The sequence below is a fragment of the Nitrospira sp. genome (assembly GCA_024760525.1).
In the GTDB taxonomy this organism is placed as follows: Bacteria; Nitrospirota; Nitrospiria; order Nitrospirales; family Nitrospiraceae; genus Nitrospira_D.
Genome location: CP060499.1, coordinates 1,130,090 through 1,144,321, shown reverse-complemented (window position 1 = coordinate 1,144,321; position 14,232 = coordinate 1,130,090). Strand labels below are relative to the sequence as shown.

Below are 14,232 nucleotides of genomic sequence, written 5' to 3'. Positions count from 1 at the left end.
TGCTATGGAAGGATCTGGTATCGGTGGAGGTAGAACAGGTTTGGGCGGAGGGGCAAGTTGCGTCAATTCCGGCATCGTAGACATCAGCCGCCGCATTGGGGCTGGAGACTTCTTGAGAAGAGGATTAGGCGACGGTGCAACCACTGCGCTTGAAGTAACTGTAGTAGACGCGGATGCGACGGGCGCTGAGGTAGCCTTGATGGCAGACACGCTAGGACTTGAACTGAGTGGAGACGTGACCGTCGACTGCGAGTTGTGAGATTCGGACTGTGAAGCCCCAGCAGAAGTCGTTAAAGGGGCCGGTGGCGTAGTGCGGCTTATCTCCGCCTGCGGTTGAGGTACGGGTTTTTTGATGAGACTGTGAGGCGTGGGCGCTGTACTCGTAGACGCGGACACTCCCGAAATCGCTCTACCGTCGATTGGGCGAGAATCATTAAATCTCCCCTGAGTAGTGCCCTGCTGAACCATGATCGTACGTCCATCACCCGCCGCTAGGACTGTTTGTATTGATAAAATCGAGGACTCAAAAATCATCTGGAACGCGCCGAGGCCGGCGACGAGGAATAACAATCGCTGAGTATTCTGGCGCATTGTCGGGAATCCTCCAATAGACTTGCGACCTGTCGTTAACGTAAGAGACAAGGCTAGGTCCGGAGTTGAGCAAGTTGAATGCCTTTGCAACGGAAGATAAAGATCTTGCCGCTCTTGAAGGCTAAATGAAGAGTATTCTGTTGGTTTTGAGGGAAAGCGTATCTCTGGGGGGTGTTACGAAGGAGACGGCATCAGTTGGGAAGGAGCAGCGTATTGCTCTCATAATTGTACACATAAAGTGATAGTTGATACTTTGATATATAATTGCTTGATATGGAATGAACAAGCTGAATTTTTAATGGCATAGAATGCCAGGATATTATTGATATTGCTGAAGTCTATTTTTGCGTAGGTTCTTGTATAAGCCTGACTTCCTCCCACAAAACCGGAGGAGCAATAATGGAACGGGATTGAGCTGCAGTATATCCAAAGGAGGAGGCCGGATCAGAATGCGTTCAATAACGGTTTGACATCTCGCCCCGAAAACGACGGCACCGTGAACGCAGAGTAGACTCAAGGCTTCGACGGTCTCCTGCGAAAGAACTGGCCCTATGAAGCGGCCAAAGTTTTCTGAAGAGCGGATCGTCTACACCCTCCGGCAAATGGAAAGCACTACCTCCCTCAGCGACCTCTGTCGGCAACACGGCATTGCCGAGCAGCTCTTCCCTGCCCGGAAGAAGAAACTCGATGAAGTAAACAGTTGGCTGAAGCGGCTGGTGGCCGATCTCGCTGGATACACATATACTGTCGGAGGCCTTGTGAAAAAAAAGCTAAGGCCCGCCCACCGCCGAGAATTGGCTCACTGGTTTCGGGACACCTTCTCGGTGAGTTGTGCGCGGGCCTGTCACTTGGCGCAGTTCAGCCGCGCTGCCTTGCACCGGAAGAGCCGGGACAAAGGTCGAACCGCCTTGCGGCTGCGCATGCGGGATCTTGCCCATGCCACGCCGCAGTTTGGGTATCGACGAATTTGGGTGTGGCTACGGCGTGAGGGCTGGGTGATCAAGCGCAAGCAGGTCCGCCGGCTCCATCGGCTCGACGGCTTGCACCTGTTTATGCGCGTGCGGCGACGCAAACATATCGCCCTTCACCGGGGTCCGGCCCCGATTCCGACCGGTCCTATGGAGCGCTGGAGCATGGATTTCGTGCATGATACCCTGGCCGACGGACGGCCGATCCTGATCCTGACCATCGTGGATCATTGGAGTCGCTCGAGTCCGGTTGTAGAGATGGGAGGGCGTATGTCGGGGGAGAGGATAGGCTGGATCCCCGGTCGAATGACGGCGAACTGGACCCTTCGGCGATAGGGCAAGTCTTCCAGGGCACGCGATTGGAATTCTGTCCCATGATCGACCGTGATGGAACGCGGTATCGGTTGGTCCCCGAGTACGCGATCGGGCAGACCCGTCGCAAATGCCTGTATTGAATCGTTCAATGGACGACTGCGCGACGAGTGTCTGAACGGGCACCCGTTCGACTCGCTCGCGGAGGCACAGGCCATACTGGAAACCTGGCGGATGGATGACAATCGCGACCGGCCCCACGGTTCACTTGAACACCTGACTCCAAGCGAATTCGTCAGCCAACGTCAGGACGAACGTATCGCCGAAGCAATCATCTGCTCTGGTTCAAAGTTGTCTCGAAACGGGACCAACGTCATCTGCCAAAACGTGCTCCCTCTAGCTGTCTACGATTGAAGGGAGCTTACGTCACGACCTCGTCCTAGAAGCGGCCTCAATTTCAAGGGACCAGGATACGTTTTCAGCTGAGTGTGGTCGGCTTGATTTCACGTAAGCACTACAATCAGGGACGTCTTTCATCGCGGAAAGCCCGACATCATCCTGACCGAATCAAGAGTTGAATTGGGGTTAGGATCTAGACAGCTACCCGACTCTCGCTGGCTGAATAATCCAGCATATAGCTTGGAAGCGAGTTTGCCGAAACACCATTGAGAACCACATGAATAGGTTTGGCTGCCCGCAAAGAGCCCAGTGCCTGGGTTACCGCTTGCTTAGACGTCAGATTTGCTCTCACCACAAGAAGGAGGAGATCGCTATGGCTTTCCAGCACGTTCATCGTGGCCACAGGCAAGATCGGTGGAGCATTCAGTAGGATATAATCAAATTCCTCTCGGAGCTGTGACAGAACACGATTAAGCTGACCGGCTCTTAACAATTCGTTGGAATCCTCTACAGATTCGCCAGCAGGCATTAGCCAACAGGGAACATCGGCAAAGGAAGTCATGGCTTGTTGCAGGGGAATGTCGCTCCTCAGGCAGTCAATTAGCCCATATTTTATCGGAGTTTCCAGGAAGGCCGTCAGTTCGGGAAAGACAAAGTCACAATCCAGCAGAAGCACTCGCCTCCCAAAGTCTCGCGAGAGCGTATAGCCGAGATTAATCACAGTCGTCGTTTTCCCCTCACCTTTGATGGCGCTCGTCACGGCTACAACCATTGATGCCCCTGTCGTGTTGAGCAACTGAAGCCTCGCAGCTGCAACGCGATACTGCTCAGCAGCCATGGAACGGGGAAACATTTTGGTTACAAATCTTCTGTCAACCTCACCAAACCGCGGTCGATTGTCCAATAACTGCTGGCTCGACATGACCTCAGGCTGAGATCTCGAAACCATATCCAGCGGCCGTCTCAGCAAGTAAGAACTCTGCAAATTCCTTGAGTCGCTTCCCGCACGCCACAGTGATGAGAAATCCGGAATAGCAGCTAACAACCGAGGACCAGTCAAGAGCAGTTCTACATCTTCCGGTTCGCGGAATTGCGGGGTAAGTCTCTCGCGCAAGATTGACAAGCCGGCTCCAGAAACACACCCAAAAAGAAATCCTAATACCAACACTTTCAGCTTGTTTGGAACTGCCGGAGTTCGAGGGAAAGTGGCGCGCTCCAGGATGCGGAACTTTCCTTCCTTCTGCCGCTTTTCCATATTTTCCGCAACTCGCGTATGCAATCGTTTATCCAGAAGCATTGCATAATTCGCCTTCATATTATTGTAGTCGCGTTCGAGGACCAGCAACTCCTGTTCGACTTGAGGCGACCTCTCCAGGCGTTTTTCAAGATCTCTCTTGGTGGCATGCAACTGTTCCAAACGTCGCTGGAGAAGAGTTATCTCTGTCTTCTCCTCGTTCTGCATTCTTAAGAGATCTTGAAGATATGGGTCAAGAACCGCTTTATCCAGTCGAATCGCATCCTTGCCATACAAATTGGTCAACTCTTCTTCAACTTGCCGAATTTCCTCCTTGGTCAGGACCACCTCAGGATATCCGTCCCAAAACTCTGCTCTAAGTTTGACGAGTTTCTCTCGGAGTTCCTTCAGCCGGCGATACAGCGAGTCTGGCTCCATAGAGCGTGTACTCACGATTCCGGCACTCTGCTGCCCAGACACACGGTACTGCTGCACTGCTTGATTCAGCATAGACAACTTGTCTGAATGGCGCTGAAGACTCTCGGTGCTGGCGGTAATCTCTCCCTCAGCTCGATCCAAGCTTCTGATATTGGCATCCGACTGCTGGGGGAGATCACTGATGTGGGATTTTTTGAAGCGACTGATGTTCTCTTCTTTGTTCTCCAGCTCCCGTTTCATCCATCGCATCTCTTCATCGAGAAACTCTCCCGCACCTTCGAATTCCCGCTCGCGCTCCCTGTTGTTTTCATCGATGAACTTGTCTGCAATTCTGGCTGTCACCTGCATGGCCGTCTTGGGATCCTGATGCAGAAAGGAAACCACAAATCCTTCAATAAAGGCTGTTCCGCTGAAACCCGCGCCTTGCTCCATCTTGACTCGCTCAATTCTCGTATTCGCCTTCAACTCGTTGAAGGCCGCAACCTCTTCTTCTTCGTTAAGTCCACTCTCATATAGACTGAATTCTTTGAAGACCGCACCCAAGAAATCCCTGCTGATGATTTGGCGCTGAATCAGAAAGAGATGCTGATCGAAATTTTCTTCTGCGTCAGCTTTTTGCTTGTCGATAACATTATCGATGCCTCTGCGTCCTTCGGCAACAATCATCGTCTGTGACAGATAGTATTTAGTAGCTATTAAGTAGTACCCGAAAGCCAATGCCAGAGAGAGCGCTATCGAACTTGCTATCACCCACCTGTTGCGCGAAGCAATGAAGAGATACTCACGGGCAGTGGTTGCTCCCGTTTGTTCAACTAGCACAGCAGCATCAGTGGTTTGCATTCTTCACTCCAAAGAAGCCCACACCGTACAACTAGCCCTGGTATAGAGAAATGTCATCGGCATTTCGAGCAACATATCTATTTACGGATAGCAGCATCAACACCGCTCGAAACCGCCAAAAACTCCGTGCCGGAAACGGAAGTTCGAAACATCGGGACAATTTCCTTCAGTCGTTCGAGCACCGTATTGATCTCGTCCCCATAACTTGCTGCCTCTAGCGCAGCTAGCTTGGCCCGAAACTCTTCGAAGTCGAGCCGATTAATTGTCCGAATCTGCAAGATCTTATCCAGTGAGGAGCCCACTGCAACCTCTCCTTCTCCGACCAATTCCTCGTAAAGCTTTTCCCCTGGACGAAGGCCAACGAATCGAATAGGAATGTCCTTGCCAGGAATAAATCCTGACAACCTGATGAGGCTCCGCGCAATATCGAGAACTTTGATTTGCTCCCCCATGTCAAGAATATAAATGTGGCCTTGTTCGCCGATCGTTGCCGCCTGAAGGACCAACTGAACGGCTTCAGGGATGAGCATAAAGTAACGTCTGATTTCAGGATGCGTGACGGTCACCGGTCCACCAGCCCTAATCTGCTCCTGAAAGCGTAGCAATACACTCCCGCTACTGCCAAGAACATTGCCAAACCGCACAAGAAGGAAACGCGTCTGACTTGTCCTCGCAATGTCTTGAATGATGAGTTCAGCCACCCGTTTAGTGGCTCCCATCACACTCGAAGGATTAACCGCCTTGTCAGTCGAGATATGAACGAATTGCTCAACTCCGTAGAGGCTTGCCGCCTCTGCAGTGACCCGTGTGCCAATGCAGTTATTTTTTACGGCTTCAAGTGGATTCAGCTCCACGAGTGGAACATGCTTGTGCGCTGCAGCATGGAACATAATCTGAGGCTTATGCTGCTCCAATACCGTACAGAGTCGATGAGCATCAGTAACGTCCCCAATCAAGGGAATGACGGGAAATCCGAGTTTCCGATCATCTAACTCTTTATGAATGTTGTATAAGCTATTCTCATGGCGCTCATAAAGCAATAGCACTTTTGGCTCAAACAATGTGATTTGACGAGCCAATTCCGAGCCGATCGAGCCACCTGCACCCGTGATTAAGACACTCTTGCCTCTGACCATCTGCTTCGTTGCTTCATTGTCCAAATCTATAGGTGCACGAGACAGAAGGTCTGGAACAGAAATATTGCGCATCTGGCTAATTGTACTTTGATCAGTGAGAAGTTCCTCTTTCCCAGGCAGTGTCTTAATTGAGATGTCATATGGCTCTAACTTGATGACAAGGCCTCGAAGAAAATCAGGCGTTGCCTCAGGGATAGCAACCACGACCACTTCGGGCTTGAGCTCTTCTACAAGTTTTGGGATGTCTCTCACGCCGCCCAAGACTCGGACTCCGTGGATGCGTTGATTGAGAAGCCCAACATGGTCATCAACGATTCCGATCGGTTGACAGTTGAATACCGTACGAGTTTTCATCTCACGTACGACCCGTTCCCCTGAATCGCCCGCCCCGACAACCAGCACCCTCCGTTTCTTCTGAAAAATCGCTTTGTCGCGAAGCACCCTCGATGGCAGTCTCACTCCGGCAAGAAAACCAATAAGTAGAATGGCGTCGATAGCAAATATGGAACGTGGATAACTGTGTATCTCCATTATCCAATGGACCCAACCATAAAAGACCACCGTACTGGTCAAGACTCCGGCAAGGATATACTGAAGATCCCAAATACTCGTGTATCTCCATAAACCTTCGTTGAGCCCAAACAATGCAAACGCCACGCCTCTAATGGCAACCAACCCAAGCACTGTTTGCTCGAACGTACCCATCTCACCTACAGGAATGCTTCCATCATATCTCAACACAAATGCCAAATAGTTCGCCAAAACTATTAGACCTACATCAAGCACAACGATGATTGGCCTACGCCACTTTGTGACGAAGGCCCCCAGGGTAGTCCAGGGAGAAGACGAAGGAAGTTCTACAGCGGCTTTTAGTTCCGGAAGCGTAAAGACTACGATCGGCAACCTAACAATATGCAGGAGAGTTTGCATGATTATGGCGAAATCGAGTCGCAGAGACATATGGCGAATATACAGCTTGGCCAATCGAAGTTTTTCGGGAAGGACTTTGAGCTGATATTCTTCTTGCGGGTTGGAGGAGAACGCTAGAAGCGTCGCTTCATCGATGTATCTCAACGAGGCCAGGTCGGTAATCCCGGGACGAACAGCGAGCACCTCGGAATATTCAGAACGTAAGCTTTCAACATAACGTGGAACTTCTGGCCTCGGGCCGACAAAGCTCATATCACCTACAAGGACATTCAGCAGCTGAGGCAGCTCATCGAGCTTATACTTCCGCAAAATTCGACCAACTCTCGTTATACGAGCATCTCGTCCGACCGTGAGAGGCAAACTGCTCCCAGAAACATCCACAGCCATAGTCCTAAATTTTTGTATCTCGAACGGACGAAATCCCCGTCCCACGCGAACCTGTCGGAAGATCACCGGCCCCAGCGAGTCTAACTTAATCAAAATAGAAATAACCGCTAGAAGAGGCGCCGTGACAACCAGTCCCAAAGCGGCCATGCACACATCAAATGCGCGTTTCATCACCGTCGGTTCCTCTCGACAAGATCACGGACGGTATCGATCACACGATTCATTTCGTCTTCCGTCATCTTTGAATACAACGGCAATGAAACGATCCGTTGAAATACCATGCTTGAAGCGGGAAAATCTTCCGGTCGGTAGCCTCCCATGTCACGGTGGTAGGGGTGCAAATGAAGGGGTATGAAATGTACACTGCATCCAACGCCAGCTTGCTGCAATTGACGGATGAATTCATCTCGACCGACCCGCAACCGATCCAAATCCAATTGAATCACATACAGATGCCATGCGTGCTGCACATGAGAGGCTGTTTGAGGACACATAATCTCGGGAAGATCTTGGAAACCGTCCCGATACATGGCGGCATATCGCTCACGTCCTTTCCAAAACCGTTCACACTTCTTCAACTGGGCCAACCCAAGCGCCGCAGCGATATCAGTCAAATTGTATTTAAACCCTGGGGAGAGTATCTCATAATACCAGGACCCTTGAGCAGAGTAGCGATTCCAGGCATCCCGACTGAGCCCATGAAGGCTCATCATTCGCATGCGAGCGGCCCACTCGGCATTATTGGTGGTGACCATACCCCCTTCACCGGTGGTGATATTCTTCGTCGCATAAAATGAAAAGCAGGTGGCATCAGAAATGCCGCCGATCATCTTGCCGTGATATCGCGCCGGCAGGGCATGCGCCGCATCCTCAATTACATGCAGGTTATGTCTCTGTGCTATCGTTTGAATTGGCTTCAGATCGCACGGATGTCCAGCAAAATGGACGGGTATGATCGCTTTGGTTTTGTTCGTGATGGCCGCTTCAATGCGATCCGTATCCAGATTCAACGAATCTTGCAGGCAATCGATCAGGACCGGCCGTGCATTGAAATACGTAACTACCTCTGCCGTTGCGGCAAAAGTCATTGTCGGAACGAGCACTTCATCTCCTTCACCCACGCCGGCTGCTTCAAGGGCTAGATGAAGTGCAGCAGTACAGGAATTAACGGCGACCGCGTGTTCGGCTCCGACCATCGCAGCAAACTCTCGCTCAAACTCTCTCACTTTTGGACCCGTCGTTAACCAGCCCGAGCGAAGGACCTCCACCACCTCTGATACCTCTTCTTCACCCACATCAGACCTATGAAACGGCAAAAAGTCTTTCATTCACAGATCTCCTTTAGGCTTAGAGAGCTAGCTCACAAGTTCTACACTTTCCCACAACCGTGAGAAAGCACAACCCACCTTTGGAGGGGGCCATGAGAGAGGTATCTGATTCCATGCATAGCTCCGCCTTGGCTGTATCGGTCATCCTATAACATTGAAAAGACTCAAGGCTATTACAGAGTAATAAGATTAGAAGTTTATAATTGTTTCTCTTAGTTCAAGGGGGTGAAAAAATGATGATGCTATCAATCTGGCCGCCTAAGAAAATACTGTGTATTCCTCATTGAGTGCCATTCCATCACCAAACTCTCTCTGTCGTTTCCGGGCTCGGCATGCCCTAAAATGCCTTCGACCAGGACCTCTCTCCGGATAAGCTCCATGTACTCGACAGCATCACAATCGTCGCCAAATGTATCCTTTCTCGATGAAGAATGAGCATACCAAACTGAGAACCCTCTGATCAGATTTACATGACCCATTACTTTTAGCCCCCGATCCCGGCCGAAGCCGCCCACACCCACGTGTTCACCGTGACCGAGGTCGAGGATTGACAGAGAAGTGCCTTGGGGCGGCCGGAAACGCGCTCTGCAGTCGGTCGAACGGTGATGAAATCAAGAAGCTGAAACAGAATATCGAGATCTCGCTCGGCAACGATATCCTTCTGGAGGTATTGTCCTAACCCATTAGATATCCGACGCGCGACAGACAGGCTGCTGGGAGGGTGTTAGATGCGGCGTGTGCGTCAGGTGAGTCGGAGTAATACCGGTGGACCAGCGATATGGGGCATGTTCTCTGTAAGCATGTTGGCTAGGCGTATCTCATCGCGGTGCTCGACAGTCACAATCGCGAGGTCATCGGCTATCAGTTTGCCTTGCTGAGTCACGAGAAGGAAGCCGAGCTGGCCGTTGAATCGGCCTGCCTCCTACGGTTTGGCACACTGCGACTGATAGGCGTCCAGGTTCTGAGCAACGACACATTCGGCTGGAAAAACCTATGGCGAGATGCATTCCTTGACTGGAAGATCAGCGATCGCTTGACCTGATCGTCGCGGCAAGCCACGGCGCGTACGAGACCCCTCTGATTTGCTGCGATAACACGGTGGACAAATCATTTTTAACAGCTTGAAGAGGATGTCCCGTGAAAGCCTGGGAAGGCCAGATCAAATCAAGGACATCTTGATTACAGTAAGCCAGATACCCACCAAAATCCAGCCTATTAGGCTGAGTCCGCGCAAGAGCGTATAGCCATAGGAGAAAAATCTTTCGTAGGCGAAAAAGAACACTTCTTGAAAAACGAACAATGCAATCGCAAAATATGTCATTCTGAATCGATAGGCGATCTCATCGCGAACCCTTGGCTTGCGATACTCTCGCTTCGCATCTTCCGTAGCTGTGTAAATTTCTGCCACTTTCCGATCGATTCCTTCAGACGCTGCCAGTCCGAGCATACTCGAGAGGGAGGCACCGCCCTCTGCCAACGATATTTTATCCGACTCGCGCGACAGTCGAATCGCCCCTGAGCCTCTAGGAACCACAATCGTCCAGTTCTCAGGCCCCTTCCACGACTGCATGGATGGCACGACTGCAATCTGCTTCGCCTGTGATCTGGCATCGTCCAACGACCAGATGGCCACTGACCAGGAATCGCTGGCTGGCTGCTCGACCATGATGGCTGAGGCAGGCTTAGGAACCTCCCCGGCAGCCATCTGCCATCCGGCAAACGGCGATCGGCTGCCTTTATACTGGTATATCTCCCCACTAGAGCTTAAAATAAAGGTTTTCATCACGGCCGTGTTCGATGGGCTTGAAAGAATGTACGACCCTGGAATCTGTCCCTCTCGTACTTCTACATCGTGCGCAGTGGTCCATAGAGTAGAAGTTCGATCTTTATCATGGCCTCTGGTGTAATCGAGAACCACCCAAAGATCACCCAGGGCTTGCGCCACTTGGCGACGTGCCACATATCCCTGCGGCCCAGTTCTTTCCAAATCGATGAAGGAGAGCCGGTCCCTTCGAGTCTCACCGAGGAGCCGCGTCTTGCGTGGACTCGCGACATTCTCACCCGCTAAATGTGGGGCATTAGAGCCATTCCATGATTCCGCTTCACGACGCTCCTCAGTGCCATAGGGCCAGTAGCCGACGTTGGTCCACCATGTCTGACCCCGAGCCCAGAGCAATACACTCATCTCGTCCGCGTGCACATGGGCATGATTGGGAAAGTACGACCAGGCAACAACGGTTTGGGTGGAGCCTAACAAATTAGTCAACCCATCCCACCATATCGAATATCCACCAATAGGGTACAGAGCAGTTTGAGGCTGTACCGACTCCAGCCTGCCCTGTAGCGGGCCGTATATCCCTCCTGGCACTGACGCGGAAAGCACCGGTCCCGGCAGGTGAATGCCGCCCTCGGTATCGCCGAACATCGGCAGGGAGCCATCCGGTCTTCGGAGTCGCGCGTATACTTCCTTGGTCTTCTCATACGTGTGTCGCCACTCGTCGGGAACGTCCATTCCGTGCAATGTCATATACCTAAAAGCCATACTAAGGAAGTCTACTCCGGTCTTCTGATAACCGGCTGAATGTTCCAGGACCACCCCCTCCTCGCTAATGTAAAAAGGCATCTGCTTCCTCAACCGCTCAACGGCCAGCTGTGAATAGCGGGAGGCCTCAGGAAGAGATGGAAATGCCAGGCTCAGGTGCCATAGCGCTAAGTTCTGCATGACCCCATGGTTTGACGAAGAGGTGAACCGTGTAGGATCGGCCGAAAAAATCCCGCTACGAGCGGCAAACACAAAAAGGGCTTCGGCGACATCGGCATTGTAGCTAGGGTGATGGCGGTACACAGCCCAAAATTCCGCAAGGGCCAAAACACGTTCCGCAACGGCGTGATCATTCCACAAGGCCCCTTTCGGGATGAGAGCTCGCCGTTCATACGCTGCCCACCCCAGAATGATATCGCGCGCCATCAGGAAGAATTTTTCACTTCCTGTCTCGCGGTACGCGGCAAGTAATATGCGCGGGATGACCAGACGTCCGTGGAACAGTTGCCAGTTAGGTGAGCCTTGATCGATATCCGCAGAATCAAAAGGCAGATGAACCGGCCTGGGAGGTTCGCCAAGATACCCATATTGTCCTTGCAGAATTTTTTCGGCTTCCTCAACAGTAAAGAGATGGTTTTCATCATCAAAAAAGCGAAACTTGCTCAGTTCCTCGAGAACGACGTTCGATGGCTGTTGGCGCCCTCGCTCGATCACCTCTTTCGAGATGACCGGACTTGGGACGTAGTAGCGTGTGAAGACGGTAAACCAGATGGCACAGAGTACGAGGGCTGGCGCGATAAAATAGGCTGCGCCACGCAGCATGGGCTGGTCTTTCTTCATGTGCGTCAATACTACCTTGATGTCTTCGAAATGACTAATGACTATGGAGGAACTCGGTCGGTCGTGTCACTGAAAAAATGTATCTTACCGGGGTTCGTAGGTGCGGAGGTTACCAGTCAGCATGACATGCTCATGGATCTTCGACGACAGAGGCTGCATCAACAGGGGCCTTCGCGATTGTAAGCAATTCCTCGTTCAAGGTTGCCATCAGGCTGTCAGCATAGCTGCCAGTCACATGATGGCGATCTCGGTAAATAACTGTATCTCCCTGAAACGGCCTACAAGTGTCACTCTGACAGATGCGGTCGGTTATATCAATAAACCGAACATTGGTCAGACCTTGCGTCCCGGCTCGTTCCGACTCAAAAACTGCAGGATTGAGGACAATTGAACGGTCTGCCTCACAGAGGCCGCCGGGATACCAGGAGTGCCGGATGGATCTGGCGAGGCAGGTCGGGATGTCATATTGGAAATACGGAATATCGCGTATGATAACGACTCGCAAGCCTTCAAGGGCTTGCACGGTTCGCCTTGTCCCCTCCGTCAAATCGCGAAGTGAATGTGTGATCCATGGGTTGGCTCGATCTTTCTGTCCAAGGCTGGTGGTCAGGTTTCCCAAAATCACAATCGTGGGGCGCATAGCAACAATTTGCTTGAGTGCTGTCTCACGCCACTGCGCACAAGAATCAAGGTTCGCCGCCTTGTGACCAAGCGGTCGGATGTCGAACGAGTGGCACGAGGATTTCACCACCGTTGTTAACTTCCATCCGTTTAGCTCCGCTAACTTCTCTAACGGATTGAACCATTGCATCGCATGTGAGTCGCCAAACAATACGACAGTGACTGCTGATGATGAGTTTCCGAAGTCGCATGTTTTGACTTCAGCTGATTGGATATCGGTCACACAGCGTTGCTTCGGAAGCCTATAGCCGTCATGAATCGCCGCAGAGACCGCCTTCATCTCAGGCTCCTCTGCCAGTTGTGTTGCGAACTGCATGGATAGAGCCGCAGCCCCAAACAGACACGCCGTTATAACTCCGGCGAAACACACCGACAATATTGGACGCTTAAGCAAAGCGGGATGATACCGTACTGGGTTCTCGACAAGATGGTAGCTGAGGCCTGCGACCATCAGAGACGCAGCTGCGACGACAACCTTTCCGGGCAGGGTAATGTTCGGGAATAGCACCTCTGAAAATACGAGGAAAGGCCAATGCCAAAGGTACCAAGCATAAGAAAGTCTACCAAGGACCTGCAGTGGAGCAGTGCGGAGGACACTGCCAACTCCGCCGCTTGAGGATTCCGTTTCTGCAACTAATACTGCGGCAGTGCCCAGGACAGGAATGAGGGCAATCCAGCCAGGGAAGTTCGTGTCGTTCACAATGGCGATGAAGTGGGCGGCACCAAACACTGCAAGGATCCCAACCCAACCCAAAGCGAACGACCACATGCGCGGTATGATAAACACGCCACGAGTAGACAAGCTCGCCAACCCACCGATGCCAAACTCCCAAGCTCGTGCCGGCAATTCATAAAATGCAAAGGTGCTCCCCTTCCCGGTGTACCAAACACCGACACCCAGCGAAACGACCGTCAGTACGGAAAGCGTCGTCGCTAGAGCTTTGGTCGTTCTCCACAACCGTAAAGTCACTAACAGCAGCAGCGGCCAGAACAAATAGAACTGCTCCTCTACAGCGAGCGACCACGTGTGCAGCAGCGGATTTGATTTCACGTCACGAGCAAAATAATCTCCGGCCTGAATGTCGAAAAAAATATTACTGATGTAGAGTGCAGCGGCTCGACCGGCATGTCCGGCTAAATCCAGCTCATGTGGAGACAGAATGAATGCTCCGACAAGCAGACTCACGATGAGGGTAAGCGCAAACGCAGGAAGCAACCGACGGACGCGGCGCGCATAAAACTGCAACAGGTTAAGATTTGAAGTTTCCTGGATCTCCTTGACCAACATTCCAGTTATCAGAAAACCGGACAATACAAAGAAAACATCGACTCCGATAAACCCACCGGACAACCCTGGGAAACCGCAGTGGAATAAGACCACAATGAGGACCGCGATTCCACGCAGTCCTTCGATGTCTGGGCGAAACGTCGGTGAACGCTCGTGCAGGCTCATTTACTTGGCAGCGTTATTAGGAATGAAGTAGTCAGAGTGCAACCAACGAAGTTCATGGAGTTCGGCAAGAAGTCGATGGAATATGCTGATACTGCAGTCGTTGCCTTCCGTCACACGTGATCTAGACTCGGCAAGAGTCCAGCTTCGTGGACA

Annotated in this window: 9 protein-coding genes; 4 read left to right on the top strand and 5 right to left on the bottom strand. The window is 51.7% G+C overall.

Features of this window, described 5'->3' with window-relative positions:
* The first annotated feature begins 4 nt into the window (after nt 1-4).
* From H8K04_05425 to H8K04_05415, 3 genes are all read left to right on the top strand, one after another.
* Nucleotides 5-259: a hypothetical protein gene (locus tag H8K04_05425; protein UVT16994.1), complete on the top strand. Its 255-nt coding sequence runs from the start codon at nt 5-7 to the stop codon at nt 257-259.
* 883 nt (nt 260-1,142) lie between these two features.
* Nucleotides 1,143-1,895, top strand: a complete 753-nt coding sequence (locus H8K04_05420) for a transposase (protein ID UVT16993.1) — start codon at nt 1,143-1,145, stop codon at nt 1,893-1,895.
* Between the two features lie 51 nt (nt 1,896-1,946).
* Nucleotides 1,947-2,285: a transposase gene (locus tag H8K04_05415; GenBank protein ID UVT16992.1), complete on the top strand. Its 339-nt coding sequence runs from the start codon at nt 1,947-1,949 to the stop codon at nt 2,283-2,285.
* Nucleotides 2,286-2,463: 178 nt separating this feature from the next.
* Here H8K04_05415 and H8K04_05410 read toward each other — a convergent pair whose 3' ends face one another.
* The 3 genes from H8K04_05410 to H8K04_05400 form a co-directional block, all read right to left on the bottom strand.
* Entirely contained in the window at nt 2,464-4,782 is a 2,319-nt protein-coding gene (locus H8K04_05410; GenBank protein ID UVT16991.1) for an AAA family ATPase, read from the bottom strand.
* Between the two features lie 77 nt (nt 4,783-4,859).
* Nucleotides 4,860-7,406 (bottom strand): polysaccharide biosynthesis protein, encoded by a 2,547-nt coding sequence (locus H8K04_05405; GenBank protein ID UVT16990.1) that lies wholly within the window; start codon nt 7,404-7,406, stop codon nt 4,860-4,862.
* Nucleotides 7,406-8,563, bottom strand: coding sequence for a DegT/DnrJ/EryC1/StrS family aminotransferase (locus tag H8K04_05400; protein ID UVT16989.1), 1,158 nt, complete (start codon nt 8,561-8,563; stop codon nt 7,406-7,408). Before H8K04_05400 ends, H8K04_05405 begins: the two co-directional genes overlap by 1 nt.
* An 826-nt stretch (nt 8,564-9,389) precedes the next feature.
* Between H8K04_05400 and H8K04_05395 the strand changes: the two genes are divergently transcribed.
* A complete protein-coding gene (locus tag H8K04_05395; protein ID UVT16988.1) occupies nt 9,390-9,605 on the top strand; it encodes a hypothetical protein in 216 nt (71 codons plus the stop codon).
* Nucleotides 9,606-9,722: 117 nt separating this feature from the next.
* Here H8K04_05395 and H8K04_05390 read toward each other — a convergent pair whose 3' ends face one another.
* Nucleotides 9,723-11,945, bottom strand: coding sequence for a heparinase II/III family protein (locus tag H8K04_05390; GenBank protein ID UVT16987.1), 2,223 nt, complete (start codon nt 11,943-11,945; stop codon nt 9,723-9,725).
* Nucleotides 11,946-12,075: 130 nt separating this feature from the next.
* Nucleotides 12,076-14,007 (bottom strand): acyltransferase, encoded by a 1,932-nt coding sequence (locus H8K04_05385; GenBank protein ID UVT16986.1) that lies wholly within the window; start codon nt 14,005-14,007, stop codon nt 12,076-12,078.
* Between the last annotated feature and the right edge of the window lie 225 nt (nt 14,008-14,232).